Origin of the sequence: Streptomyces sp. NPDC059477 (assembly GCF_042749375.1) — a bacterium.
GTDB lineage: Bacteria > Actinomycetota > Actinomycetes > Streptomycetales > Streptomycetaceae > Streptomyces.
The window spans coordinates 49,707-75,752 of record NZ_JBHYUG010000001.1 but is presented as its reverse complement, the minus strand read 5'-3'; the positions used below and the strand labels follow the sequence as shown (position 1 = coordinate 75,752).

Annotated in this window: 25 protein-coding genes and 2 pseudogenes; 4 read left to right on the top strand and 23 right to left on the bottom strand. The window is 70.4% G+C overall.

Annotated elements, in window-relative coordinates; genetic code table 11:
• Positions 1-114: 114 nt before the first annotated feature.
• The 7 genes from ACFXAZ_RS00380 to ACFXAZ_RS00350 all read right to left on the bottom strand — a co-directional run bounded on the left by ACFXAZ_RS00380 (position 115) and on the right by ACFXAZ_RS00350 (position 5,175).
• Complete coding sequence (locus ACFXAZ_RS00380) at positions 115-1,443, bottom strand: dicarboxylate/amino acid:cation symporter (protein WP_384582699.1); 1,329 nt, start codon at positions 1,441-1,443, stop codon at positions 115-117.
• An 87-nt stretch (positions 1,444-1,530) separates the two neighbouring features.
• Positions 1,531-1,608, bottom strand: a complete 78-nt coding sequence (locus ACFXAZ_RS00375; protein WP_384583100.1) for a putative leader peptide — start codon at positions 1,606-1,608, stop codon at positions 1,531-1,533.
• Between the two features lie 166 nt (positions 1,609-1,774).
• On the bottom strand, positions 1,775-2,068 hold the full coding sequence (locus ACFXAZ_RS00370; RefSeq protein ID WP_384582696.1) for a DUF4229 domain-containing protein: 294 nt from the start codon (positions 2,066-2,068) through the stop codon (positions 1,775-1,777).
• Positions 2,069-2,189: 121 nt separating this feature from the next.
• Entirely contained in the window at positions 2,190-2,732 is a 543-nt protein-coding gene (locus tag ACFXAZ_RS00365; RefSeq protein WP_384582693.1) for a GNAT family N-acetyltransferase, read from the bottom strand.
• A gap of 86 nt (positions 2,733-2,818) precedes the next feature.
• The gene (locus ACFXAZ_RS00360; protein ID WP_384582690.1) at positions 2,819-3,805 is read right to left on the bottom strand and encodes a radical SAM protein; all 987 of its coding nucleotides are present in this window, start codon (positions 3,803-3,805) and stop codon (positions 2,819-2,821) included.
• Between the two features lie 56 nt (positions 3,806-3,861).
• On the bottom strand, positions 3,862-4,317 hold the full coding sequence (locus ACFXAZ_RS00355) for an Lrp/AsnC family transcriptional regulator (RefSeq protein WP_384582687.1): 456 nt from the start codon (positions 4,315-4,317) through the stop codon (positions 3,862-3,864).
• A 171-nt stretch (positions 4,318-4,488) separates the two neighbouring features.
• Entirely contained in the window at positions 4,489-5,175 is a 687-nt protein-coding gene (locus ACFXAZ_RS00350) for a UbiX family flavin prenyltransferase (RefSeq protein WP_384582684.1), read from the bottom strand.
• A 293-nt stretch (positions 5,176-5,468) separates the two neighbouring features.
• Between ACFXAZ_RS00350 and ACFXAZ_RS00345 the strand changes: the two genes are divergently transcribed.
• On the top strand, positions 5,469-6,011 hold the full coding sequence (locus ACFXAZ_RS00345; RefSeq protein ID WP_384583097.1) for a rhomboid family intramembrane serine protease: 543 nt from the start codon (positions 5,469-5,471) through the stop codon (positions 6,009-6,011).
• Here ACFXAZ_RS00345 and ACFXAZ_RS00340 read toward each other — a convergent pair.
• Genes ACFXAZ_RS00340 through ACFXAZ_RS00330 form a run of 3 tightly spaced genes read right to left on the bottom strand, consistent with a single transcriptional unit; the run spans position 6,002 to position 8,978 of the window.
• Positions 6,002-6,574 carry a Uma2 family endonuclease gene (locus ACFXAZ_RS00340; protein WP_384582681.1) on the bottom strand — a complete coding sequence of 191 codons (573 nt, stop codon included), beginning with the start codon at positions 6,572-6,574 and terminating at the stop codon, positions 6,002-6,004. The two genes, ACFXAZ_RS00345 and ACFXAZ_RS00340, sit on opposite strands and share 10 nt — an antisense overlap.
• Before the next feature lie 44 nt (positions 6,575-6,618).
• Positions 6,619-7,521, bottom strand: a complete 903-nt coding sequence (gene mqnP / locus ACFXAZ_RS00335; protein ID WP_384582678.1) for a menaquinone biosynthesis prenyltransferase MqnP — start codon at positions 7,519-7,521, stop codon at positions 6,619-6,621.
• A complete protein-coding gene (locus ACFXAZ_RS00330) occupies positions 7,521-8,978 on the bottom strand; it encodes a menaquinone biosynthesis decarboxylase (RefSeq protein ID WP_384582675.1) in 1,458 nt (485 codons plus the stop codon). The genes mqnP and ACFXAZ_RS00330 overlap by 1 nt, the downstream gene beginning before the upstream one ends.
• Positions 8,979-9,067: 89 nt before the next feature.
• Between ACFXAZ_RS00330 and ACFXAZ_RS00325 the strand changes: the two are divergent.
• Positions 9,068-9,370, top strand: a pseudogene (locus ACFXAZ_RS00325) (PLD nuclease N-terminal domain-containing protein); the annotation flags it as partial.
• A gap of 172 nt (positions 9,371-9,542) precedes the next feature.
• Here the strand turns inward: ACFXAZ_RS00325 and ACFXAZ_RS00320 are convergent.
• From ACFXAZ_RS00320 to hemL, 11 genes are all read right to left on the bottom strand, one after another.
• Complete coding sequence (locus ACFXAZ_RS00320) at positions 9,543-10,346, bottom strand: CDP-alcohol phosphatidyltransferase family protein (RefSeq protein WP_384582672.1); 804 nt, start codon at positions 10,344-10,346, stop codon at positions 9,543-9,545.
• A gap of 70 nt (positions 10,347-10,416) precedes the next feature.
• Entirely contained in the window at positions 10,417-10,776 is a 360-nt protein-coding gene (locus ACFXAZ_RS00315) for a hypothetical protein (protein WP_384583094.1), read from the bottom strand.
• A gap of 975 nt (positions 10,777-11,751) precedes the next feature.
• Positions 11,752-12,126, bottom strand: a complete 375-nt coding sequence (locus tag ACFXAZ_RS00310; RefSeq protein ID WP_384582669.1) for a nuclear transport factor 2 family protein — start codon at positions 12,124-12,126, stop codon at positions 11,752-11,754.
• A gap of 68 nt (positions 12,127-12,194) precedes the next feature.
• Positions 12,195-13,319: a c-type cytochrome biogenesis protein CcsB gene (ccsB, locus tag ACFXAZ_RS00305; protein ID WP_384582666.1), complete on the bottom strand. Its 1,125-nt coding sequence runs from the start codon at positions 13,317-13,319 to the stop codon at positions 12,195-12,197.
• Entirely contained in the window at positions 13,316-15,196 is a 1,881-nt protein-coding gene (locus tag ACFXAZ_RS00300; RefSeq protein ID WP_384582663.1) for a cytochrome c biogenesis protein ResB, read from the bottom strand. Before ACFXAZ_RS00300 ends, ccsB begins: the two co-directional genes overlap by 4 nt.
• Positions 15,197-15,283: 87 nt before the next feature.
• The gene (locus ACFXAZ_RS00295; protein WP_384582660.1) at positions 15,284-15,502 is read right to left on the bottom strand and encodes a hypothetical protein; all 219 of its coding nucleotides are present in this window, start codon (positions 15,500-15,502) and stop codon (positions 15,284-15,286) included.
• Complete coding sequence (locus tag ACFXAZ_RS00290; RefSeq protein ID WP_384583091.1) at positions 15,472-16,269, bottom strand: cytochrome c biogenesis CcdA family protein; 798 nt, start codon at positions 16,267-16,269, stop codon at positions 15,472-15,474. The genes ACFXAZ_RS00295 and ACFXAZ_RS00290 overlap by 31 nt, the downstream gene beginning before the upstream one ends.
• A 28-nt stretch (positions 16,270-16,297) precedes the next feature.
• A complete protein-coding gene (locus tag ACFXAZ_RS00285) occupies positions 16,298-16,930 on the bottom strand; it encodes a TlpA family protein disulfide reductase (protein WP_384582657.1) in 633 nt (210 codons plus the stop codon).
• Positions 16,931-16,996: 66 nt separating this feature from the next.
• Positions 16,997-18,382, bottom strand: coding sequence for a hypothetical protein (locus ACFXAZ_RS00280; RefSeq protein ID WP_384582654.1), 1,386 nt, complete (start codon positions 18,380-18,382; stop codon positions 16,997-16,999).
• 139 nt (positions 18,383-18,521) lie between these two features.
• A complete protein-coding gene (locus tag ACFXAZ_RS00275) occupies positions 18,522-19,253 on the bottom strand; it encodes a histidine phosphatase family protein (protein WP_384582651.1) in 732 nt (243 codons plus the stop codon).
• Positions 19,250-20,578, bottom strand: coding sequence for a glutamate-1-semialdehyde 2,1-aminomutase (gene hemL / locus ACFXAZ_RS00270; RefSeq protein WP_384583087.1), 1,329 nt, complete (start codon positions 20,576-20,578; stop codon positions 19,250-19,252). The genes ACFXAZ_RS00275 and hemL overlap by 4 nt, the downstream gene beginning before the upstream one ends.
• 560 nt (positions 20,579-21,138) lie before the next feature.
• On the opposite strand from hemL, the gene ACFXAZ_RS00265 reads away from it, so the two are divergent.
• Positions 21,139-21,765: a hypothetical protein gene (locus ACFXAZ_RS00265; protein ID WP_384582648.1), complete on the top strand. Its 627-nt coding sequence runs from the start codon at positions 21,139-21,141 to the stop codon at positions 21,763-21,765.
• 7 nt (positions 21,766-21,772) lie between these two features.
• Here ACFXAZ_RS00265 and ACFXAZ_RS00260 read toward each other — a convergent pair.
• Positions 21,773-22,149 (bottom strand): annotated as a pseudogene (locus ACFXAZ_RS00260) (flavoprotein).
• 306 nt (positions 22,150-22,455) lie between these two features.
• Positions 22,456-23,559 carry an ABC transporter substrate-binding protein gene (locus tag ACFXAZ_RS00255; protein WP_384582645.1) on the bottom strand — a complete coding sequence of 368 codons (1,104 nt, stop codon included), beginning with the start codon at positions 23,557-23,559 and terminating at the stop codon, positions 22,456-22,458.
• Positions 23,560-23,944: 385 nt separating this feature from the next.
• On the opposite strand from ACFXAZ_RS00255, the gene ACFXAZ_RS00250 reads away from it, so the two are divergent.
• A partial coding sequence (locus tag ACFXAZ_RS00250; protein WP_384582642.1) for a helix-turn-helix transcriptional regulator occupies positions 23,945-26,046 on the top strand: 2,102 nt, incomplete at its 3' end.

Sequence of the window (26,046 nt, the reverse complement as noted above, 5' to 3'; positions counted from 1 at the left end):
GGGGCCCGGGCGGGCGCGGGCGGGGCGGGCCCCCCCCCCGGCGCGGGGCCCCGCCCCCTGGCGGGCGGCGCCCGCGGGGGGCCGGGATTCCTTGGCAGGCCAAGGGGGCGGGGGTCAGGCCGGGACCGGTACCTTCCGCTGGTCCTGCACCGGCTCGTCCACCAGGGAGCCGCCCGCCTTGTCATAGGCGTCGCGGTCGAGGATGCCCTCTCGGGCGGAGACCAGGACCGGGACCAGGGCCTGTCCGGCGACATTGGTCGCGGTGCGGATCATGTCGAGGATCGGGTCGATCGCGAGGAGCAGACCGACGCCCTCCATGGGCAGGCCGAGCGTGGACAGGGTGAGCGTCAGCATGACGGTCGCGCCGGTCAGACCGGCCGTGGCGGCGGAGCCGACGACGGAGACGAACGCGATGAGCAGGTAGTCGCCCACGCCGAGCTGGATGTCGAAGATCTGGGCGACGAAGATCGCGGCGATGGCCGGGTAGATCGCGGCGCAGCCGTCCATCTTGGTGGTGGCGCCGAACGGCACCGCGAAGGACGTGTACTCCTTCGGCACCCCGAGCCGCTCGGTCACCTTCTGGGTCACCGGCATGGTGCCGACCGAGGAGCGGGAGACGAACGCCAGCTGGAGCGCGGGCCAGGCACCCTTGAAGAACTGGAGCGGGTTGACCTTGGCGACGGTGGCGAGCAGCACCGGGTAGACGATGAACAGGACGATCGCGCAGCCGACGTAGATGTCGGCGGTGAACGTGGCGTACTTGCCGAGCAGGTCCCAGCCGTAGGTGGCGATGGCGTTGCCGATCAGACCGACCGTGCCGAGCGGGGCGAGCCGGATGACCCACCACAGGGCCTTCTGGAGCAGCTCCAGGACGGACTCGCTGAGGGTGAGGATCGGCTGGGCCTTCTCACCGAGTTGCAGGGCGGCGATACCGGCGACGGCGGCCATGAAGACGATCTGGAGCACGTTCAGCTCGGTGAACGGCGTGATGACGTCCGTCGGGATGATGCCCGTCAGGAAGTCGAGCCAGGAGCCCCGGTACTCGGGCGCGGCGCCGTCCGCCGGGGTCAGGCCGGTGCCCGAACCGGGGTTGGTCACCAGGCCGATGACGATGCCGATGGCCACCGCGATCAGCGAGGTGATCATGAACCAGAGCAGCGTGCGGGAGGCCAGCCGGGCGGCGTTGTTGACCTTCCGCAGATTGGTGATCGAGACCAGGATCGCGAAGAAGACGAGCGGGGCGACGGCGAGCTTCAGCAGCCCGATGAAGATGCCGCCGACCTTGTCGAGCGTGGTCACCAGCCAGGAGACGTCGTACGTCCTGGCTATCCAGCCGAGCAGGACGCCCAGCGCGAGACCGATGATGATCTGGGCCCAGAAGGGCACTCGGAAGCGCTCTCTTGCGGGCAGCTTGGGGGAATTCGCGTTTTCGGACACGGACATGCTCCGGGGGGATGCGCAAACGGGGGACGGGGAAGTGCTGGCGCTGAACTGGCGGGGCCCTGAAGGGGATGGGCCGGGAGAACGTTGTCAGTGACGACAGCTGGCGGAGGCGCACCGGCAGAGGTCCACATGCAGGCGCTCGACGAGCGGAACGCTCGGAGGCATGACGGACTCGGCTGCGGACTTCATGTCTAGACCGTAACACCCGGGCTTTGAGATCCTCAAAGCCTTTCTTTGAGAGGTACAACACGGTGCCCACCCCTACAAAGCAAAGCACCCCGGGTGATCCGGGGTGCGTGGGTCTGGACGTACGGTTGTACTGCCGCGACCGCTACGAGGTCTGCGCGCGGGCGGCGTCGTCGGCGTCGTCCTCCTGGGTGCGGTTGGCGTCCAGGTTGGCCTTCATCTTGTCGACCCGGTTCACGATCCCGACCGAGGCGCGGTCCCGCTCCTTGCGCAGCACCACGAAGCTGATCGGCGCCGAGATCACCAGCGCGAGCAGGACGACCCACATGCCGTTGGACTCGCCGAGGCCACGCGGGGCCACACCGGAGTAGACGAGACCCCAGACGACCACGAGGCAGGCCACGAAGACCCCGAGGCGCATCAGCGTGTAGCGGAGCATCTCTATCCACTCTTCCGTTTCCTGGGGGCCCCGCGGCGCGGGCGGTACGAACGTCCCCAATGGGACACCGTCCAGTGAAGCACGCCATCGGTGAGGTCCGGGAAGCGGGTGCGGTACGAGGTCAGGTGAGCGGCAGCAGCATGATGACGTCGTCGCGGTCGTCGCCGGGGGCCACCCGGATCGCGCCGGGGATCCGGCCGACCTCCTTGTAGCCGCACGAGCCGTAGAACCGCTCCAGGCCGAGTCCGCTCCGGCAGGCGAGCCGGATCGCCTCGATGCCGTCGAACCGGCGGGCCGCGCGGGCGGCTTCGGCCAGCAGGTCCCGGCCGTGGCCCGCGCCCTGGTGACGCGGGTGCACCATCACCGTGTACAGCCAGATCCAGTGGGTCATCAGACGGTGGCTGTTGAAGGTGAGGAACGCGGAGGCGGCGACCCGGCCTTCCCCGTCATGCCCGACGAGCAGCCGGGCCCGTCCCTCGGCCATCGCGGCGAACTGCCTCACCAGTTCGGGGCGGATCGTCTCCCGGTCGACCGGCGGCACGAAACCGACGGCTCCCCCGGCGTTGGAGACGTCCGCCCACAGATCGAGGATGCCGTCCCGCAGGGCGGGGTCCACGGCGGGGTCGAGGGTGAAGGTGAGGGGGGTGGGGGTGGGGGTGGACATGGGGCGGGGGTGATCCGTCTCGTGTGGTGCGGGGCGGGCGGCTCCGGTGATTCCGATGACTCTGGTGACTCCGGTGATTCCGTGGTTCACAGCCGCATCGGCTGCGGGGCCTCTCGGCGGGCCGGGTCCGGGCCCTCGTACTCCTGGACGAGCGTGTAGCGCGCGGTGCGCTCCGCCGGGCGGAAACCCGCGTCACGGATCAGGTCGAGGAGGTCCTCGCGGGTGAGCGGGGGCTCGGCCGGTGAGCCGCAGGCACCGGGGGCGGCGTCGATGTCGTCGGCGCCGTGCTGGAGGGTGAGCTGGGCGGTCTGTACGCCGTACATCGGAAGGCGGACCTTGAGGTGCGGGACGTTGTCGAGCAGGAGACGGGAGACGGCGAACGTCTTGAGGGTCTCCAGCGGGGTGGCCGTACGGGCTCCGGAGAGCGGGACGGGCAGCGGTACGACGGTCTGGAAGCCGCCGGTCTCGTCCTGGAGTTCCCGCAGCCGCAGCGCCTGGGCGACCTTGTGACCGGGGTCCTCGCTCTCGCCGTGGAGCACGGTGCACGGGGTCTTCAGGCCCTTGGCGTGGGCCAGTCGCTGGATGCGGGACCAGTCCGCCCAGCCGAGGGTCCCGGCGCCGCCGGTCAGCGAGGCGAGCCCGGCATCGATCAGCTCGTCCAGGAGCTGGGCGGCGGGCCGCCCGGTGAGGGTCTCGGCGTGCTGGATGCCGGTGGCGGTGAACGCGTGCAGCGAGACGTCCGGCAGGGCGGCCGTCAGCTCGCGCAGCGAGCGGATGCGCTCGTCCCAGGGCAGGTCGGGGTCGGGGTCGGGGCCGCTGGACAGGTACAGCTCGGTGAGCCCCTCGCCGGCCAGCTCCCCGGCACGTCGCGAGGCCGCCACGACGGTCGTGTCGAGGTGCCGGGTCGCGGCGAAGTGCACGCGGTCGCCGTTGTGGCGGGTGCGGACCTCGTGGGCCAGGCCGCCGAGCCAGGCCAGGTCGTCCGCCGCGTAGAGCGCGCGGCCGTCCTCGTGGGTCAGCCGCTCACCGGAACGGACCTTCTCCCCCAGCTCCCGCTTGAGCCCGGCGTCCATGCGTATGCCCTTTCTCCGACAACTCGGCCAACCGTACCCCCCGCTCGCGCGGGGCCTCAGACCTCCTCGGGCAACTCCCCGACCCGGTTCTCCCACTTGGTGGAGAGCACGATGGTGGTACGGGTGCGGGAGACGCCCTTGGTGCCGCTGAGCCGGCGGATGATCTTCTCCAGGCCGTCCACGTCGGTGGCGCGCACCTTGAGCATGAAGGAGTCGTCACCGGCGATGAACCAGCAGTCCTCGATCTCCGGCAGATCCTTCATCCGCCGGGCCACGTCCTCGTGGTCGGCGGCGTCGGAGAGCGAGATGCCGATGAGGGCGATGACACCGAGTCCGAGCGAGGCGGCGTCCACGGTGGCCCGGTAGCCGGTGATGACCCCGGCCGCCTCCAGCCGGTTGATGCGGTCGGTGACGCTGGGGCCCGACAGACCGACGAGACGGCCCAGCTCGGCGTACGAGGCCCGGCCGTTCTCCCTCAGGGCCTGGATGAGCTGCCTGTCCACGGCGTCCATGCGATCGAAGCCTTCCACTGAAGAGAACAGAAGAGAATTGAGGGGGGTGAGTGCAGGGGATTCAGAGCAGATGCAGAGAGCTGATTCGGGGCCGACTCGGGGCTGACTCAGGGACTGACTCGGGGGCTGACTCGGGGGCTGACTCGGGGGCTGACTCGGGACCAGCGGGGCTCAGCCGCTGCCCTGTCCTCCGCCGCCCAGTTCGCCGGTCCACCGGCGGTAGAGCGTGTGAGGGACGCCCGCCGCGTCCAGGATCCGGCCGGCGACGAAGTCCACCAGGTCCTGGATGTGGGTGGCGCCCGCGTAGAAGGCGGGCGAGGTGGGGACGACCGACGCCCCCGCGTCGTCCAGTGTGACGAGGTGGCGCAAGGTCTGCCCGTTCAGCGGGGTCTCCCGTACGGCGACGATCAGCGGGCGGCGCTCCTTGAGGGTGACACTCGCCGCGCGCTGGAGCAGATCCTTGGAGAGCCCGAGGGCGACACCGGCGACACAGGCCGTGGAGGCGGGCACGATGAGCATCCCCTGGGTGCCGTACGACCCCGAGGACGGCCCGGCGGCCAGGTCCCCGGCGCTCCAGTAGCGGACGCCGCCGAGGTCGACGGCGAAGGTGCCGGGCTTGCCGTCGGCGCCCCGGGCCAGCCATTCGCGCAGGTCGCCCTGCCAGTGGGCGTCACGGAAGGGCAGGCCGGTCTCGTCGAGCAGGGTCAGCCGGGAGGCGCGGGAGACGATCAGGTCGACCCGCTCCCCCGCCGCGAGGAGCGCGCGGAGCACGGCGGCGGCGTATGGGGTGCCCGAAGCGCCGGACACCCCCACGATCCAAGGCGCACGGGGCGTCTCTCCTGGCTTGACTGGGTTCACGCCTCCGAGCCTATCCGGCCCGAGGGGGTGGGAATATCCGGCCCGGCGGGGCGGGAACCGGTCAAGGGGTCCGGGGCGTTCCTTGAAGGGACGAACCAGTCGCGGGGGGTGCCATGGCGGACGTCGGATCAAACGGACCGAGCGGGCCGAGCGGATCGAAGGGACCGGGCTACGGACCGGGATTCGGGCAGGGACGCGGGCCGGGATTCGGGCAGGGATTCGGGCGGCGCTTCGGCGTGAACACCGGTGGTCGCGGGGGCGGCGGGGCCCGGGCGTGGGCGGCGGCCAAGCTGATGCTGGCCTGGGTGGCCCTGCTGTGGCTCCTGGAAGTGATCGACGTGGCCACCGGCCATGAGCTGGACAGCTTCGGGATCGTGCCGCGTACGCCGTCCGAGCTGGTCGATGTGATCCCGGCGTCCTTCATCCACTTCGGCTTCGGCCACCTGGCGGCCAACACGGTGCCGCTGCTGGTCCTCGGCTTCGTGGCCGCCCTGAGCGGGATACGCCGGTTCCTGGCCGTCTGCGCCCTGATCATCGTGGCCGACGGCCTCGGGGTCTGGCTGGTGGCCCCGGCCGGCACCAACACGGCCGGCGCGTCCGGCCTGATCTTCGGCCTCTTCGGCTACCTCGTCGTCACCGGCTTCGTGGAGCGCCGCCCGCTCGGCATCCTGGCCGGCGTCCTCATCGCCGCCATCTGGGGCGGCACCTTCCTGTCGGGCCTGGCCCCCCAGTCCGGCATCAGCTGGCAGGGCCACCTGATCGGGCTGATAGCGGGGGTGACGGCGGCGTTCGTACTGCGCAGACGCCGGACCCTGCGGGGTGGGGTTCAGGGCTGAGGCGACGCGTCCGGGTCGATTGGAAGCGCGTCGGTGTCGATGACAAGCTGCCCGAGCTTGGTCTCCACGGTGACCTTGCCTCCGTAGGGAAGTGTGTCGCGTCCGAGGTACCCCTCAGGGCCCGGGTTCCAGTGCGTAACGAGGGTTCCGTTGCGGGGATCGAGGATCAGGTAGTTCGGGATGCCCCGCGCCGCGTACTTCTGGTTCTTGATCTCGTAGTCGTTGCGGACACTGCTTGGCGAAACCACCTCCACGGCCAGTTCAATGAGGTCAGGCGCATACGCGGTCAGATTCCGGCCCTTTTCGGCCGCCGGAATGACCGCAATATCGGGGCAGAATTCGAAATCCGAGCTGAAGGGGATCGCAACGTCGCTGATCAGGCCCCATTCCTTGCCGAGCTGAGCTTCTACTTGGACCCAGAACCGCACGATGGTCTCGTTGTGGAACGGCCTGAGCGGACTCATCACGATGTTGCCCTCGACAATCTCCATCCGGTACCCGCGGAACATGTCCTCGTACCGGGCGAGCTGCGAGTGCAGGCGGTCGCTGTCCGAGACGGTCACGTCAGCCTCCCTTTGTCTGCACTCGATGGTAGGCCGCACGCTAGTCACACGGTCAGACCCCGCACCAGCAGATCCAGCAGCGCGCACACGAACAGGGCGATGCCGATGAAGCCGTTGACGCTGAAGAAGGCGCGGTTCAGGCGGGAGAGGTCGTTGGGGCGGACGATGGAGTGTTCGTAGAGGAAGGCGCCCGCGACGATCAGGAGGCCGAGCCAGAAGAAGGCACCGGCGTCGGTGGCGACGGCGTACCAGGCGAACAGGGCGGTGGTGATGGCGTGGCAGCCGCGGGCGGCCCAGATCGCCGCCGGGATGCCGAAGCGGGCCGGGACCGACATCACGCCGACCTCGCGGTCGGTCTCGACGTCCTGGCAGGCGTAGATCAGGTCGAAGCCGCCGATCCAGATGCCGACGGCGAGACCCAGGATCACCGCGTCCCAGGACCAGGTGCCGCTGATCGCCAGCCAGCCGCCGATCGGGCCCATGGCCTGGGCGAGGCCGAGGATCGCCTGGGGGAAGTTCGTGAAGCGCTTGCCGTAGGGGTAGACGACCATCGGGACGACCGCGATGGGGGCCAGGGCCAGACAGAGGGGGTTCAGCAGCGCCGCCGCGCCCAGGAAGATCACCAGGGCGATGAGCGCGCCGGTCCAGGCGTGACGTACGGACATCGCGCCGGTGACCAGTTCGCGGTGGGCCGTGCGCGGGTTCCGGGCGTCGATCTCGCGGTCGATGATCCGGTTGACGGCCATCGCGAAGGTGCGCAGGCCCACCATGCAGATGGTGACCAGGAGCAGCCGGGCCCAGTGGATGTTCTCGTCCCACTCGTACATCGCCGTCAGGGCGGCGATGTAGGCGAAGGGCAGCGCGAAGACCGAGTGCTCGATCATCACCAGCCGGAGGAACGCTTTCGTCCGTCCCGGCTGGGGGATCGCGGCGGACGCGCTGCTCATCACAGGCCGTACTCCTTCCACCGGCGGTCGACCGTCGCCGCCGTGGCCGGGTCCGACACCACCATGTCGGGCCAGCCGCCGTCCCTGGTGTAGCCCTCCTCGGGCCACTTCTTCGTCGCGTCGATACCCGCCTTGCCGCCCCAGAACTGCTGGTAGGAGGCGTGGTCCAGATGGTCGACGGGGCCTTCCACGACCGAGAGGTCACGGGCGTAGTCGGTGTTGCCGAGGGCCCGCCACGCGACCTCGTGCAGATCGTGCACATCGCAGTCGCTGTCCACGACCACGATCAGCTTGGTCAGGGACATCATGTGCGCCCCCCAGATCGCGTGCATCACCTTCTGCGCGTGCTTGGGGTACTTCTTGTCGATCGAGACGATCGCGCAGTTGTGGAAGCCGCCCGCCTCGGGGAGGTGGTAGTCCACGATGTCCGGGACGATGATCTTCAGCAGCGGGAGGAAGAAACGCTCCGTCGCCCGGCCCAGCGGGCCGTCCTCCGTCGGGGGGCGGCCGACGACGATCGACTGGAGCAGCGGGCGCTTGCGCATCGTGACGCAGTCGATCGTCAGCGCCGGGAAGGGTTCCTGCGGGGTGTAGAAGCCGGTGTGGTCGCCGAAGGGGCCTTCCGGCAGCATCTCGCCCGGCTCCAGCCAGCCCTCCAGGACGACCTCCGCCTGCGCCGGCACCTGGAGCGGCACGGTCTTGCAGTCGACCATCTCGGTCCGCTTGCCCGCGAGGAACCCGGCGAACAGATACTCGTCGATGTCACCGGGGAGCGGGGCGGTGGACGCGTAGGTCACGGCGGGCGGGCAGCCGAAGGCGATGGCGACCGGCAGGCGTTCGCCCCGGCGGGCGGCGACCTGGTAGTGGTTGCGGCTGTCCTTGTGGATCTGCCAGTGCATGCCGATCGTGCGCTTGTCGTGGCGCTGGAGGCGGTACAGGCCGAGGTTGCGGACGCCGGACTCCGGGTCCTTGGTGTGCGTCAGACCGAGGTTGAAGAAGGAGCCGCCGTCCTGCGGCCAGGTGAACAGCGCCGGAAGCTGCTCCAGGTCCACGTCATCGCCGTGCAGGACGACTTCCTGCACGGGCGCGTTGTCGGACTTGACCTTCTTCGGCGGTACGTGCGCCATCGCGCCGAGCTTGCCGAACGCCTCGCGCACGCCGACGAACCCGTGCGGCAGCTCGGGCCGCAGCAGCCCGCCGATCCTCTCGCCGATCTCGGCGTACGACTTCAGCCCCAGCGCCTTCAGCAGCCGCCGGTCGGTCCCGAAGACGTTCATGGCGAGGGGCATCGACGAGCCCTTCACGTTCTCGAAGAGGAGCGCCGGGCCACCGGACTTCTGCACCCGGTCGACGATCTCACCGACCTCCAGATGCGGATCGACCTCGACCTTGACGCGCTTGAGGTCACCTTCGCGCTCCAGTGCCCTGAGCAGGGAGCGAAGATCGTCGTAAGCCATGGGGCCCAGTATCCCCGAGCGGTTACCCTGGCCCCGTCACGGGGCTGGTCCGAGCCGCCCTCCACCGCGTTCCGGGAGGCTGTCGCCATATGCTCAGGCTGCTGATGTTCCTCGTGCCGCTGGCGCTGAGCGTCTATACGTTCATCGACTGCATCAGCACGAAGGACGAGGACATCCGGCACATGCCGAAGCCCCTCTGGGCGATCCTCGTTCTGGTGTTCCCGCTGGTCGGGTCGGTTTCCTGGCTGATCGCGGGCAAGAAGCGCTCCCCCGCCGCCGACGGCTGGTCCTCGGTCCGCTCCGGCGGCCGGTCCGGGTTCGTCGCGCCGGACGACAACCCGGAGTTCTTGAAGTCCCTCTCGGACGACAGTCACCGCCGCAAGGACGGCAACGGGAGCGACGCGAGTGACGAGAACCCCGGGAACGCCGGGAACGCCGAGAGCGCCGGGAGCGCCGGGAGCGCCGGGAACTCCAAGAACGACGGTGAGAAGGACGGCGAGAGGGACGGCGACAAGGGTGAGGACCCCAAGGGCGTGTGACGGCCCGGGCGTGTCCGCGCCTGAGTCACCGCAGACGCGATGACGACAGGATCGACAGCAGATGGGCCGGGACCATCACCCAGGTGATGGCGGCGATGGCCAGCAGAGCCCAGCGGGTGGCGTCCAAACCGCCGAGGGCGAGGTCCACGACCGCCGCCGCGAGCAGGACCAGGGACGCCTCGATGCCGTTCGTGACGCGGTGCAGCTTGAACGCGGCGGCCAGTCGGCGGGCCGTGGCCACGCCCTGGGAGCGGGGGCGGGTGGCCTCGTCGTCGGCGACGGCCGTGAGCCCCCGGCGGGCGCGGGCCACATCCACCAGGTCGGTGGACGCCTTCAGCAGCACCACGCCGAGCGCGGTGGCCAGGCCCAGGCACACCCAGGCGTCCAGCCCGGATTCGGCGGCCCGCAGACCCACGCCGACCATCAGCGCCGCGTCCGCGAGATAGGCGCCGAGCCGGTCGACGTAGATGCCGGTCGCGCTGTTCTGCCCCTTCCAGCGGGCCACCTCTCCGTCGACGCAGTCGAAGAGGAGGAACAGCTGCATGAGGACGACCGCGAGGACCGCGCCGGTCAGCCCGGGGATCAGCAGCGCCGCGCCGGAGGCTATGCCGCACCACACCATCGTCCAGGTCAGCTGGTCCGGGGTGATGAGTGTGCGCACCAGCTGCCGGGTCAGGCGCAGCGACAGGCGGCGCATGTACAGCCGTCCCGCCCAGTGCTCGCCGTTGCGGCTGGCCAGCTTGGCCTGCGGCTGGCAGACCTCGCGGAGGTCCTCCAGGGTCGGGGCCGGGGCGAGGGCGGGAGCGGGGGCGGGGGCGGGGGCGGTCATGAACGATTCCTTTCGCCGATCCCAACTGCCGTTGACGCAGCGGTGATCGGCACAGGTTACCGAGGCCCCGTCAGCTCGCCCCGGGCGGCTCCGGCAGCGCGACGAGCCGCTCGAACCGGGCCCGCCAGCGCTGCTCGGACTCCCGCTCGCCGCGGAACTCGTGGGTGAAGCGCAGGGTGCTCGCGGTGGCGCCGTCCCGCTCCAGATGGAAGCGGAGCCGGCCGCCGGGCTCGACGGTGTACTCGGCGACCCGGTCCACGTCCCAGGCGGTCACCCGGCCGCCGCCGAGCCCACGCAGGGCGACCGCCCCACCGAGACGGGGTTCGAGGACCTCGACGTCGGTGAACCAGGCACCGAGCCCCTCGGCGCTGGCCAGCGCGGGCCAGACGGTTTCCATGGGGCGCGGGAGACGCACCAGGAAGTGGAGGATGTGGGTGTTCCGCTGGGGGTGTCGGCGGGACGGGACGTGGGTCTGGCTGCGGGGCTGACGCGGGGGCGACGTGTGGGGCTGCTCCTGCGGCTGGCTGGGGGGCGGGGTACGGGGCGGGGTACGGGGCTGGCTGTGACGCTGGTCCGGGGGCTGGCGGTGAGGCGGGCTGTGGGGCTGGTCCGGGGGCTGGCCGTTGCCCTGCTCGGTGGGTCCGGTCATGACTACAGCGTGCCGCTTGGATTGCAATTCCGCCCACCGCAGGGCCGTTGACCTGGGGTTTTGATGGAAGCCCGGCGGGGCCGATGCGGCTCGGGCGCTCGGGTCCGGCGGCCGGTGGCAGGAGGCCGGACGCGTGCGGCAGGCGGCCGGTGGCCGGTCGCCAGCGGCCGGAAGCACGAAGCGGGCAGCCGGAGGCGGATGGCGGGCAGTCGACGGCCGGAGGCGGGCAGCCAATGGCCGGAGGCCGGTGGCGGACACCCGGCCGGAGACAGTAAGCCGGTCGCCAGAGGCCGGAGACAGGCGGCTGGTCGCCATTGGCCAGTAGCCGGAAGCAGGGCAGCCGATGTCCGGTGGCGGGCAGCCAATAGCCGGAGGCCGGTGGCGGGCAGCCGGAAGAGGCCGGAGACAGTAAGCCCGTCGCCGGAGGCCGGAAGCCTCAGGCAGGCGGCCGGTCGCCAGTGGGCGGAAGCCCGAACCGGGGCAGCCAATAGCCGGGGGCCGGAAGCCCGAGGCAAGCGGCCAGTCGCCCGTGACCATTGGCCGAAAGCCCGAAGCGGACAGCCGGAGGCGGATGGCGGGCAGCCGAGGGCCGGAGGCGGGCAGCCAATGACCGGAGGCCGGAAGACGGAGACAGCAAGCCGGTCGCCGGAAGACGGAAGCCTCAGGCAGGCGGCCGGTCGCCAGTGGGCGGAAGCCCGAAGCAGGGCAGCCGATGGCCGGAGGCCGGTGGCAGGAAGCCCGTCGCCGGAAGCCGGTTCACTCCGTGGGCTTTATCTCTCCGGCGAACACCACGATCTGGTCGATCTGATTGCGGCGAAGGTGCACGACGTCGGTGCCGGCCAGGCGGGGCCCGCCGTCCGGGGTGGTGAAGACCCATCGGTAACGGGCCCATTCGTCGGGCATGTCCACCCCGGAGGCGCGGATCATGGTGCCGGTGCCCGCCGGGTGGTTGCGGATGTCCAGCACGAACCGCTCGACGGCCTCGATGCCCTCGCTGCGGCCGAGCGGACCCCACAGGGTCACGTCCGGGGTCAGCGCCTGGGCGAGCAGGCCGGGCACATAGCTGTCGTCGGAGGCGTTGAAGGCGGAGAGGAACGTGTCGATCGCGAACTGAGCCGTCTCTTCCTGCATACCTTCAGTATGACCAGCCGCCTCCGACGAACACCGGCCGCCTTCCGCGGCCGGCAACGGGGCGACCGTCAGAAGCCGATCGCCTGGAGCGCCCCGAGGCTCACGTCCGCGTAGGAGTGCTTGCCGGAGACGAAGATGTTGACGCCGTAGTAGTTGAACAGCCAGCAGGAGAAGGCGATCAGGGCGAGGTAGGCGGCCTTGCGGCCCTTCCAGCCGGCGGTGGCGCGGGCGTGCAGATAGCCGGCGTAGGCGACCCAGGTGATGAAGGACCAGGTCTCCTTGGGGTCCCAGCCCCAGTAGCGGCCCCAGGCGTCACCGGCCCAGATCGCGCCCGCGATGATCGTGAACGTCCACAGCGGGAAGACGGCGGCGTTGACGCGGTAGGCGAACTTGTCGAGGGAGGCGGCGGCGGGCAGCCGGTCCAGGAAGGAGCTGGCGAAGCGGCCGGGGGTGCCGCCGCGGGCCAGCTTGGCCTCGTGGGAGTCGCGGAAGAGGTAGAGCACGGTGGCGACCGCGCCGACGTAGAACACCGCGCCGCACAGGATCGCGGTCGAGACGTGGATGTACAGCCAGTAGGAGTGAAGAGCGGGAACCAATTGGTCACTGGCGGTGTACAAGACAGTGACGGCGAGACCGAGATCGAGGAGGACGACGGTGGTCAGGAAGAGACCCAGCCAGCGCACGTTCTGCTTGAGGGCGAGCAGCAGCAGATAGACCCCGACGGCCACGGTGGAGAAGGTGATGTTGAACTCGTACATGTTGCCCCACGGCGCCCGCTGCACGGACAGCGCGCGGGTGAGCACCCCGCCGAACTCCACGACAAAGGCGACGACGGTGAGCGAGATGGCGATCCGCCCCCAGAGATCGCCCTTCTCGCTGCCCCCATGGGCACCCGGCCCGTCCGGCACGTCCCGCGCACCGGCCGCCGCCCGTACGACCACCTTGGGCCGCTCCAGTACGGCGGTCCCACCGGCCTTGCGTACGGTGACGGCGGGCGCCGCGGACTTGGTGGCGCCCTTGGCGGCGCCCCCGGCGGTGAGCGCGGCGGCCGTGCGGCCGACCTTGCTGCGGCTGCCGAGAAGCCACTCGGCGATGTAGGCGAAGAAGGCCAGGGTGTAGACGGCCATCGCGGAGTAGATCAGCGTGTTGCTGATGCTCGCGAGGTTCTCGTTGGTCGCGGCGGCGAGAGTCACTTCTCAGCCCCTTCGGCAGGTACGGCGGGGTCCCGGGAGTCGGGGACGGGGGTGGTGGTGGAGGAGTCAGGTTCGGGGGTGGAGTCGGGGTCGGAGGCGGCGTCGAGTTCGGGGACGGCGTCGGAATCCGGACCGGCGTCGGCACGCGGACCGGTGTCGGAGTCCGGACCGGCGTCGGAGTCCGGGTCGGGTTCAGGGGCGCCCGGGGCCTTGTCGTACAGCAGGTCGGCCAGTTGGCCGAGTTCCTCCGGTACCTTGGCGGACTCGCTGCGGCCGAGCCCTGCCATCTCCACGACGGTGACACCGTCGGCACCCCGTACCGCCCGCACCCACACCCGGCGGCGCTGGACGAACAGGGAGGCGGCGAGACCGAAGATGGCGGCGATGGATCCACCGAGGGCCCAGCCGCTGCCGGGCTGCTGGGCGATCTGGAAACCGGCCCACTCCTGGACGCCCTCGAAGGTGACCGAACCGGCCCCGTCCGGCAGCGTCATGGTGTCGCCGATCGCCAGGCGCTGTTTGAACAGCTCGCCCTCGGAGTCCTTGAACTCCTCCATGTTGGTCTGGTCGAGCCGGTAGATGCTCTGCGGGATGCCGGAGTCCACGCCGAGGTCGCCGTGGTAGGCGGACAGCGCCAGGCGCGGGTTCAGCAGCGCCGGGAACTGGGAGACCATCGTCCCCTCGCCCTCACCGGCGAAGGTGGGCACGAAGAAGGCGTTGAAGCCGAGCTGTTCCCGCTCGCCGTCGGCGTTGCGGTAGCCGTCCATGACCTTGATCGCGCCGGAGGAGGTGACAAAGCCGTCGAGCGGCAGCAGGGCCACGGGCTCCTTGTCCATGACGACCTTGCCCGCACCGTCGCGCACGGTCACGATCGGCGCGTAGCCGTGGCTGACCAGGTAGACCTTGGAGTTGCCGATCTCCAGGGGCTCGTTGACCTTGATGGTCCTGGTCTGCTCCGCGCCATAGGCGCCGACGCTGTAGGCGAGGGTCGCCTCGTAGGTGCGGGGGGTGCCGCGGTTCGGGCCGGTGGGCTCGTAGGTGGCCCGGAAGTCCTTGAGCGTGAAGCTGAAGGGGTCCAGGTCGTCCTGGCTGAAGAGGTTGCCGGACTTGAAGTCGTCGTACTGGGTGAGGGTGTTGGCGAACCCGTCGCCCTCCAGGACCAGCTTGTTGCCCTCGGACTTGAACAGCTGGCCCCAGGCGAAGGCGATCAGCATCACGACCAGCGCGATATGGAAGGCCAGATTGCCCAGTTCCCGCAGATAGCCCTTCTCACCGGCGACGGCGTCCCCGGCGACATGGGCCCGGAAGCGGCTGCGCTTGAGCACCCTCAGCGCGGTCTCGCGGACCTCCTCCGGGGCGGCCTCGGTGCGCCAGGTGGTGTAGGCGGGCAGCCGGGTCAGCCGCTTGGGCGCGCCCGGCGGGCGGCTGCGCAGCTGGCCGACGAACTGCCAGGTGCGCGGGACGATACAGCCGATGAGGGAGATGAACAGCAGGATGTAGATCGCGGAGAACCACACCGAGCTGTAGACATTGAAGAGGCCGAGCTTGTCGTAGATCGGCGCGAGCGTCCTGTGCCGCTCACGGAAGTCGTCGACGAGGGTGATGTCGATGCCGGTCTGCGGGATCAGCGAGCCGGGCACGGCGGCGAGCGACAGCAGCAGCAGGAGCAGCAGCGCGACCCGCATCGAGGTCAGCTGCCGCCAGAACCAGCGGAACCAGCCGATGACTCCGAGGGAGGGCAGATGGGGCGCGTCCTCGCGGGGTGCGGTGGACAGCCGGCTGCCCGCGGCACCGAGTTCGGCGTCCTCGGCCGCCTGTCCCTTCCTGGGCTGGTCGGATGCGGCCTTGTCAGGGGCGCCGGTCTTGGTGTCGCTCATCGGTCGATTCCCCACAGAGAGGCCGGGGTCAAAGGTGCCGGGGATGCGGCGGCCAGGGCTTTGGCCCCCGGTGCCGGAACCGTCGTATCAGATACGGGTGCGGTGGTCGTCGTACGGGATGGGGATGCGGGTGCCACGGTGGTCGTACGGGTTGCGGGGGCCGCGGTCGTCGTACGGGATCCGCGTCTCAGGGTCGTCGCCGGTGCCGCCGGAGGTGGCGCGGGCGTCGAGAGGTCCGCGCCCGGTGCTGTCCTGTGGTCGCTGTCGTTCATCGGTCAGATCCCCACGGTGAAGCCGTTGGACCACGTCTGCATCTGCTGGACGAGGGTGTCCCAGACGCCGGTCAGCAGGAGCAGGCCGGTCGCGATCATCATGATGCCGCCGACCCGCATCACCCAGACATAGTGGCGCTTGACCCAGCCGAAGGCGCCGAGGGCCCGGCGGAAGGCGATCGCGGCGAGCACGAAGGGCAGGCCGAGGCCGAGGCAGTAGGCGATGGTCAGGATGGCGCCGCGGCCCGCGCTGCCCTGCTCGGAGGAGAGGATCAGCACGGAGGAGAGGGTGGGGCCGATGCAGGGCGTCCAGCCGACGCCGAACAGCGCGCCGAGCAGCGGGGCGCCGACCAGGCCGGTGACGGGCCGCCGGTGGAGGCGGAACTCGCGCTGGCTGAGCCAGGGCATCAGACCCATGAAGAAGACGCCCATGACGATCATGATCACGCCGAGGATCTTGGTGAGAACGCCCTGGTTCTCCTGGAGGGTCTGCCCGAAGTACCCGAACAACGCGCCGGTCGAGACGAACACGGCGGTGAAGCCGAGCACGAAGAGGGAGGCCCCGGCGACCATCCGCCCCCGGCGGGCCTCGGCGAGATCGGTGCCGGTGACTCCGGTGACGTAGGAGAGATAGCCGGGGACCAGCGGGAGGACGCACGGGGAGAAGAAGGAGATGAGGCCGCCGAGCAGGGCGATGGGCAGGGCGATGAGCAGGGCGCCGTTGAGGACGGTGTCGTTGATGCCGGTGGTGGCGGCGAGGTCGAGGGAGCCGCTCGCGGCCGGGCTCGACCACCCCGGCATGCCGGATACGCCGGACGATCCGGTCATATCACTTCTCCGCCAGCACCGGGGCGAGCATCTTGCGGAGCTTCTCCTCGCTGAGCGCCTGGAGGGTGCGCGCGGCGATTCTGCCCTCCCGGTCGATGATCAGCGTGGAGGGGATGGCCTGGGGGTTGAGGGTGCCCTCCTCGAAACGGAGCATCAGCTTCCCGGTCGGGTCGTACAGACTCGGGTAGCTGATCCCGAACTCCTCCTCGAAGGCGCGGGCGAGGCCGGTGGAGCCGTCGCGGGTGTTGATGCCGACGAACTGGACGCCCTGATCCTTGACGTCCTGGTAGACCTTCTCGAAGTTCTTCGCCTCGGCCCGGCAGGGCGGGCACCAGGAGCCCCAGATGTTCAGGACGACGACCTGACCCTCGTAGTCGGCGACGTCCGCCGTCTCGCCGTCCACGGTCGGGCCGGACAGGTCGGGGACGGCGGCGCGCTCCGCCGGTTCGACGGTGGCGATGCCGTCGGAGCCGGTGATGTAGCCGGTGCCGCCGCCTCCACCGGATGTCCCGCCGGAGCTGCACGCGGTGGCGAGCAGCGCGACCATGGCGGCGCCCGCCCCCAGGGCGGCACGGCGGCGGACGGGGGTGGCGGAGCGGTTCGCGCGCAGGGGGGCATGGCTGGCGGCACTCATGTGAAAAGTTTCGCATGCCCGTTCCGGGGATCTTGGGCACCCCCCTCGGGACCGGAAACCCCCATTTCAGGCGGCGTTCTCCGACTCTGTCGCCGCCTCCTCCGACGCCGGCGCGCCCGCCCCGCCGCCGAGGAAGCCGTTCCATCCGCCGGTGGGCGCCTGGCCCACGCCGAGGGTCCGGAGCTGCTCCAGCACCTCCGGCTTCTGCACGTCCAGCCAGTCCACGAACTGGCGGAAGGAGACCAGCCGGACGTCCTCGCCCTTCTCCTTCTCGCGGGCGACGCGCTTGAGGGCCTCCTCGACGGCGTCCATGTAGATGCCGCCGTTCCACTGCTCGAAGTGGTTGCCGACGAAGAAGGGCGCCCGGTTTGTCTCGTATGCCCGCTCGAAGCCGGCGATGTAGGCCTCGGTCGCCTGCTTGCGCCAGCCGGGGTGGTTGTGCGCGGGGGCGTTGGTGGAGTTGACGGACTGGTTGGCGAGGATGTTGTAGTCCATGGCGAGCACCTCGAAGCCGCGCCCCGGGAACGGGATCTGCTGCAACGGCAGATCCCATACGCCCTTGCGCTTGGCCGGCCACACCTGGAGCCCGCCGGGTGAGGAGGCGTCGTAGCGCCAGCCCAGTTCACGGGCGGTGGGCAGCAGATTGTCCTGGCCGAGCAGACAGGGCGTACGGCCGCCGACGAGTTCCTTGTCGTAGTCGAAGGGCAGGGACGGCAGGTCGGTCCAGCCGCTGTTGGTCCGCCACTCCTTCACGAAGGACTTCGCCTGGTCTATCTCGCTGCGCCACTGCTGCGGGGTCCAGTTGCCGACCGAGCCGGAGCCGGCGCAGAAGTGCCCGTTGAAGTGGGTGCCGATCTCGTGTCCGTCGAGCCAGGCGCGGCGGATGTTGGTGAGGGTGTCCTTGATGTGGGCGTCGGTGAGATAGCCGATGTCGGAGGCGCCACGCGGGTTGTTCGGGGGGTCGTACAGGCGCTTCTTCGACTCGGGGAGCAGATACACCCCGGAGAGGAAGAAGGTCATGTGCGCGCCGTGTTCCTCGGCGAGGTCGAGGAAGCGGGGGAAGAGGCCGTTGCCGACCTCGCCGGCCCCGTCCCAGGAGAAGACGACGAACTGCGGCGGGGTCTCCCCCGGCTCCAGCGGCCGGGGCGCCTCGGGCTGGTGGGGCTGCTTGCCGGTGAAGGCCGTCGAGCCGTCGCCGATCGGCTTGGCGGAGGGGCTGGGGCTGCCGTCGCCACTGCCGCTGCTGTTCCCGTTGCCGTTGCCGTTGCCATTGCCGGAACCGGACGGGCGGCCCGCCCCGTCCGAGTGGGTACCGCAGGCGGACAGCCCGACAGCGGCGGCGGCCCCGGCGCCCAGCCCGAGCGCTCCCCTGCGGCTGATGCGGCCGGTGCGGCTGCCGGCACCTCTGCGACCGGCGTTGTTCGTCGGCCGGTCGCGATCGATCTGAGGCATGGCTTCCCCGTCCCCTGAGGCCCTGTGGTGGTCACCCAGTCAGAGGGCGGCAGGAACGGGGAGGTTCCTCATATAAGTGAAGGTTTGCAAACAAATGCAACGAAACCGTCACAGGGAGGCGAGGAGGAGCCCGGGGCGGTCAGGCCCCGAAAGCCTTGTCCTTCCCCTTCACCGGCCGGGCGCCCGCCCGCAGATGCAACGGCACCAGATCCAGTGCGGGCTCGCTGTATCCGACGGACACGATCCGGTCCCCGTCGTAGGTGAAGGACGTCAGGGAGGCGAGGGTGCACTGCCGCCGGCGCGGGTCGTGCCACAGCCGCCGCCGCTCGACGTAGGACCGCACGATCCAGATCGGCAGCTGATGGCTGACCAGCACGGCCTCGTGCCCGCGCGCCGCGTCCTTGGCGGCGTCGAGCGCCCCCATCATCCGGACGACCTGATCGACGTACGGCTCTCCCCAGGACGGGCGGAACGGGTTGAACAGGTGCTTCCAGTTCTCCGGCCGACGCAGGGCGCCGTCGCCGACGCCGAAGGTCTTGCCCTGGAAGACATTGCCGGCCTCGATGAGCCGGGCGTCGGTCGCCAGGTCGAGCCCGTGCGCCTTGGCGATCGGGACGGCCGTCTCCTGCGCGCGCTCCAGCGGGGAGGCGACGACACGGGTGATGTCACGGTCGGCGAGTTGCTCGGCGATCCGCTCGGCCATCCGCACGCCCAGCTCGGAGAGGTGGTAGCCGGGCAGCCGCCCGTAGAGGATGCCGTCCGGGTTGGCCACCTCGCCGTGCCGCATGAGGTGGACGACGGTGAGGTCGGAAGGGAGCCGGGGGCCGGGGCTGCCGCCGGGGCCGGTGCGTGGGGTGTTGTCGTACGTCATGCCGCCGTGGCCTCCGCAGCCGCTCGGGCCGCCGCCGGGAGGGCGTCGGCGATCCGCTGCACGGCGCGGTCGTCGTGCGCGGTGGAGACGAACCAGGACTCGAAGGACGAGGGCGGCAGATAGACGCCGTTCGCGAGCAGTGAGTGGAAGAACGCGTTGTAGCGGAAGGACTCCTGCCCGCGCGCGTCCTCGTAGGTGCGCACCTCGCGGCTGGTGAAGAAGACGGAGAACATGTTGGAGGCGGTCTGGATCTGGTGGGCGACGCCTTCCTTGCTCAGCGCCTCGGCGACCAGGCCCTGGATCCGGGCGGAGACGGCGTCCACGGTGTCGTACGCGCGTTCGTCGAGGAGGCGCAGCTGGGCGAGGCCCGCGGCGGTGGCGACGGGGTTCCCGGAGAGGGTGCCGGCCTGGTAGACGGGTCCGGCCGGGGCGAGGTGGCCCATGACATCGGCGCGTCCGCCGAACGCGGCGGCGGGAAAACCGCCCCCCATGACCTTCCCGAACGTCATGAGGTCCGGGACGACCCCGTCGATCCCGAACCATCCGGCCCGGCTGGTGCGGAACCCGGTCATGACCTCGTCGGAGATGTAGAGGGCGCCGTTTCGCGCGCAGGCGTCCTTCAGTCCCTGGTTGAAGCCGGGCAGTGGCGGTACGACGCCCATGTTGCCGGGGGACGCCTCGGTGATCACACAGGCGATGTCGCCGGGGTGGGCGTGGAAGGCGGCCTGGACGGCTTCGAGGTCGTTGTAGGGCAGCACGATCGTGTCGCCGGCCTGGGCGCCCGTGACGCCGGGGGTGTCGGGGAGCGCGAAGGTGGCGACGCCGGAGCCGGCGGCGGCGAGGAGGGCGTCGACGTGCCCGTGGTAGCAGCCGGCGAACTTGATCACCTTGGTGCGGCCGGTGAAGCCGCGGGCGAGCCGGATGGCGGACATGGTGGCCTCGGTCCCGCTGGAGACCAGCCGCACCTGCTCCAGCGGGGCGACCCGCGCGACCATCTCCTCGGCCAGCGCGACCTCGCCCTCGCCGGGCGTGCCGAAGGAGGTGCCGTGGGCGACGGCGGCCTGGACGGCGGCGATCACCTCGGGGTGGGCGTGCCCGAGGATCATCGGTCCCCAGGAGCAGACGAGATCGACGTACTCCCGCCCGTCGGCGTCCGTGAGGTACGGCCCGGTGCCGGACACCATGAACCGGGGCGTGCCGCCGACCGCGCGGAAAGCACGGACCGGGGAGTTCACGCCGCCGGGCGTGACGGCCTCCGCACGGTCGAACAGCGCCTGCGAGGCGGGTGCATCGTAGGGATAGGGCGGTTCGCTCTTGACGCTCATGACGCTCATGACCTTGCGACTTCTCCGACTTCTCCGACTTCTCGGACTCCTGGGGCAGTGTTGTCCTCAGGGTAGGACAGGGGGGTGGGGGCGTCGGTGCGGCGGTGGGGCGGGATAGGGGGTGGGGGGAAGTGGGGGGTGGGGCGGGGCCTTGGAAACGGGGGCGATGCGGGCGGGGACCGGGGCGGGATGCGGGTGGGATGCGGGTGGGATGCGGCCGAGGGCGCGGAGAGGGGCGCGGGAGAGGGCATCATGGAGCCCCGTAGCCCCGAAGCCCTGCCCCGGAGCCTCGGAGCCCTGGAGCGCCGGAGCGCCGGAGCGCCGGGGGGCGCGCGGACAGGGCCCCGCGCGGCGCAAACCGATGGTCCTTCCTCCGCCATCTGCGAAAATGAGCGTGATACACACAGCTTCCGGAGCCGTATGGAACGGTGGCTGTGAAGAACCTGCGGACAGGTGTTTCACCGCACGTTTCGGCGGGCGGCCGTGGGGGAGGTCACTGAGACGATGATCGGGTTGCGCGGCCGGGGTCGGGCGTCCTAGAAAAGCAGTCGGGTGGAGATATGCATCGCGGTGGCGGACTGGGCGAGGGGACTGATGACCTGGGTCCTCGACGTGCCCGGCGGGGAAGGCACCGGCGCGACGCGGAGGAAGCCGCCGAAACACGTCAGACACAGGGTGCGTCGAACGACCCGGAGCCGGTCGGGCGCCGGTTGGACGGTCTGCGGGCCGGGAGCAGGAATGGTGGTCGGGTGGGGGTGACGTACAAGTACTTCGGCGCGCCGGACGGCGCGACCGCGGCCCGGGTCCCGATCTCGATGCGCCCCGAGGAACTCGGCGGCGACGAACTCGGGATGAACGGCATGTTCACCAAGATCAAGCCGGAGACGATGGCCGCGATGGTCCTCACCGGCATCGAGGGCGTCCCCCTCCACAAGGTCCCGCCCCTCGAACTCGTCGTCCTCCACCCCGACTACGCGGTCGTCAAACTCCCCATGACCGTGGTCGACCCCCTGCGCGGCGTCGGCGAGGAGACGGTCGGCGCGGCGGCGTTCATCTGGTCGACGGTCCCGGATCGCGGGGGGCCGGGGGATGCGTTCAATGTGTATCAACTGCTGCACGAGTGGCAGGACTTCAGCCATCGGCTGCATGAGGCGGGGCATCAGCCTTATTGCCTGGTGTGGCCCTGAGTCCGGGTCACGGGACCAGCAGTTCCAGCGCCTCCTCCCAGCGGTAGCGCTCGGCGCCGCCTCCGGCCTTCGGACGGTGAGGCTCGTACGAGCCGATCAGGCCCATTTGTTGACCGTGTTGAAGCTGGCCGGGGCGACCGCGATGGCATCCGCAGTCCGGGTCGGGCGCGGTTCTCCCGGTGATCGCCAGGTTGAGCGGATGGGGCGGCCGGTCTGGGCCTCGACCGCCTTCGTGTCGATGAAACCGAGTCCTTGTGGGGTGGCGATGACGCCGACCTCCCAGTGCCGTTCCTGTGCGGCGGTGATCAGTCGGCCGACGTCGGCGGCGACCCCGGCCGCGCAGACCACGATCTGGAGGAACGGCTTGTCGGGCTGGTCGCTCACGTGGGTGCTCCCAGTCGGCGTCTGAGGTGGGGTGTTTTGGGCAGTGGTCGCGGGGTCCATGTCTGCGGCCGGTTCGCGTACCGCGCCGGGTGGCGGATGTTCTGTGCCGCGCGGCATTCGGCGGTGCGCAGGGGCAGCCTGCCCTGCTGACTGTAGGTGTGGGCGAACTCAGCCCATACAGCGGATCGGTCTGCGGGCTGAACGATGTCCGGGCTGAACGATGTCCGGGCCGTGGCGCCGGCTTGAGGTCTGGCGCGGCGTCACGGCTTCCGAGCTGGCGCGGTCGGGGGGGTGTGTGATGAGGCGTCAGGGGGAGACGAAGGTTTTGATCATTGCTCGGTAGCGTTCCACCGCGGCGCGGTCGCGGACGAATTCGCGGAATCCGTTCAGTCGGGTGTTGTACTGGTGGATGGGATTCCAGCCGCCCGCGGGTGTGACGTCGCGGCGGGTCGGCCACTGCAGGCCGGTGCTCTGTCGTGCCACGGTCAGTTGCCATGCGATGTAGAGCTTCGCCGCCGCGGGGTTGCGTGCCTTGCGGAAGATGGCAGCCGTTTGCGGCCAGCTCATGAACTCGTCCGTGCGCGGTACGGCGTATCGGAGGGGGACTCCCTGGATGGGTGCCAATGACGCGATGTGGGAGAGGGTCGCCGTGCGCTGGCCGCCGACCAGTGACGCGGTCGTCGCGCCCGCGTTCGCGACAATCTGTGGCCGCTGTTCCATGAACCGCTCCATGTAGCCCAGACCGTACTTCTGCGTCACCAGGTAGAACGCGTGCAGGATCGCGTCCTCCAGGGTGGGGTCCGGCACCACGATCTTGTCGCGGAACGCGGGCGCCAGAAAGTCGCCTGCGTCTCTGGGCGCCTCGGCTTCGGAGAGGAGGGTGCTGTTGCTGACGCGGCCGAAGGAACGGACCATGATGCCGATGAAGGCGTAGTCGGGGTCCCGGTACTGCGGGAACACCGCCTGTGCGCCCGGCGCCCGGTACGACAGGAGCGCGTTCTGGGCCTTCCAGTGGTCGAAGTCGTACAGACTCTGGATCTGCGCGATATCCGGCTCCAGACCGCCGAGAGACAGTTGCCGGTTGATGATTCCGGCTTGCACCGGGCTGTAGCGGACATTGAAGACCGCGTTCATTCCGGGAAATGCCGTGTTGAACGCGTCACGCGTCGCGTTCTCCTGATTGGGATTGCTGCCGCCCGCCCAGACGACCAGATTTCCGCCCTCGTCCAGCGCGTTCTGGTACAACTGCTCGATATGCTGGGACGAATTGGCGTCGGCCTCGTTCGTCGCCGCGAAGGCGCTGTTCTGGGTCAATGCCGATGCTGCCGCGCCTATCGCTCCTGCGGTGGCCGTGTATTTGAGGATGGCTCGTCGGCCTATACCGCTCGCCGCTCGATTCGGACTGTTCAATTTCTTCTCCTCGACTCTTTCGCGTGGTCAATTGTGGGTTTGGGTGGGAGGGTGATACGTCATTCTTTGCCTTGATGACTTTGCCACAGCATTTCCTACCTGCGAGCCGCCGACAGGTTCTTGATAAACAATCGACAGTGAATGGCCGGATGGCGCGGCGCGCGCCTGCGGGGGGAAGCTGGGATGCTGAGGGTGTGGTGCTGGTGGTCTGACCCGGGAAGCGGGCCGTGGGCAGGTTGATGGGGCGGTGGGCGCCTTGGTGGACTACAGCGAACTCGAACGCAGGGCGCGGCGGGTGGGTGGCGCGGGCCCTCAGGGCGCCGGCCACCAGGGGGATCCGCGTCACCAGCAGGATCCGCTCGGGGACCCCTTTCTCTGTACGCGGATGGCCCTGCCCCAGCGGCCCCCCACCTTTCTGCGGCGCGAGCGGCTCTCGCGCAGGCTGGATGAAGGGCTGCGGACGCCGCTGACCGTGGTCAATGGCGGGGCCGGGGCCGGGAAGACCCTGCTGGTGGCGGACTGGGCCGCGGGGCTGGCGGTGCCGGTCGCCTGGTTGACGGCCGAGGCCGGGGATCGGCGGCCGGGGGTGTTCTGGGCGTATCTGCTGGAGGCGCTGCGCGGGTGTGGTGCCGGGGTGAGCGCGGCCGTCCGGGTGCCCGGCGACGCCGTACGGGTCGAGCGGCGGACGCTGGCCCTTCTCGCCGATGAGCTGAGCGCGCGCGAGGAGCCCGTTGTCGTCGTGGTCGATGAGTTCGAGCGGGTGGGCGGGGGCGAGGTCGCCGAGCAGGTGGAGTACGTGCTCCGGCATGTCGGGGGCGGGCTGCGGCTGGTGCTGGTCAGCCGGGCCGAACCCCTGCTGCCGCTGCACCGGTACCGGGTGGCCGGCGAACTCACCGAGGTCCGTGGCGCCGAACTGGCGTTCACCCCCGAGGAAGCCGTCACGCTGCTGGAGTCGCACGGGCTGAGCGTGCCGGTCGCCTCCGCGCGCGCCCTGGTCGAGCGCACCCGGGGGTGGGCCGCCGGGCTGCGGCTCTGTGCCATGGCCGCGCTGGAGAGCGACGACCCCGAGGTGTATCTGAAGGAGTTCGAGGCGGGCCGCAGTACCGTCGCCGACTTTCTGCTCGCCGAGGTGCTCGCGCGGCAACCCGTCGACGCCCAGGATCTGCTCCTGCGCGTGAGCGTGCTCACCCGCTTCGGTCCCGACCTGGCCAACGCGCTGACCGGGCGGTCCGACGCCGAACCGCTGCTGGTCGGGCTGCACGAGGCGAACGCGTTCGTGGAGCGGCTCGGGCACGGGTGGTTCCGGCTCCATCCGCTCTTCAGGGAGATCCTCCTCGCCCATCTGCGCGTACGGCTTCCCGGGCTTGAGCCCGCCCTGCGGCTGCGGGCCGCGCGCTGGCTGCTGCGGTCCGGTGATCTGGCCGAGGCCCTCGCCCATGGTTCCGCCGCCGGTGAGTGGGACTTCACCGCCGACGCCCTGGTCGGCGATCTGGCCATCGGGCAGCTCTTCGCCGGTCTGCGCGCGGGGCACTTCGGGCCGCTCTTCGCCAGGATGGCGGCCGACTCCGACGCCGACGCCGACTCCGTACCCGCCGACCTGGTACGCGCCGCCCTGGAGATGGAGACCGGGGTGGAGAGGGGGGTGGAGACCGGGGTGGGGAAGGGGGTGGGGAAGGGGGTGGAGACCGGGGTGGGGATGTCCATCCATCGGGGGGTGCGGTATCTACGGGCCGCCGAGGAACGGCTCGGGGCTGCCGTGTCCGAGTCGTCCGGCGCCGCCCCGCTCGGATCGCTCGGATCGCCCGGGTCGCCCAGGTCGCCCGGGGCGGGGCCCGCCGCCCTCGCCAGTTGCGCGCTGCTGCGCGCGCTCGCCGCTCGGCTCACCGGGGACCCGGCGGGCGCGGCGCTTGCCGCCGAACGGTTCCAGGAGGTGTACGGCGACGTATCCCCCTCCCTCTTCGACCGGCACCCCGAATTCCTCGCGCTGCTCCACGCCCATCTGGGCTCCGCCTATCTGTGGGGTGGGCGGTTCCAGGACGCGCGGGAAGTGCTGATGGGTGTGGGCGGGGCTGTCCCACCCGTGCACGCCGACGCGCTGGGGCAGCTCGCGCTGATCGACTATCTGTACGGGTGGGGCGCTCGGGGCGAGCGGAGAGTGGTGGGGGATGGCGGTCGGGAGTCCGCTTCCCTGCTCGGTGGCTGCGGGCTCGGGGGCCTCGTGCTCGCCGCCGTGGCCGTCGAACGCGATGAGCTGGACCGGGCCCAAGCCCTGCTGGACGAGACCGCGGGGGGAAAGGGGAACGGTGGGGGTGGGTTCCCGGCCGTCGATCCTCTGGTGGTCGCGGTACGGGGGCTGGTGCGGGCGCGGCTGCTGCTCGCCCGGGGGCATCCGTGGGGCGGCGGGGGGGGGGGCGCCCCCCCTGATTACGCCGGTATCCCCCCCCCCCGGGGCGGGGATCTCCGGGGGCGGATAGGTGGCGGCGCGCC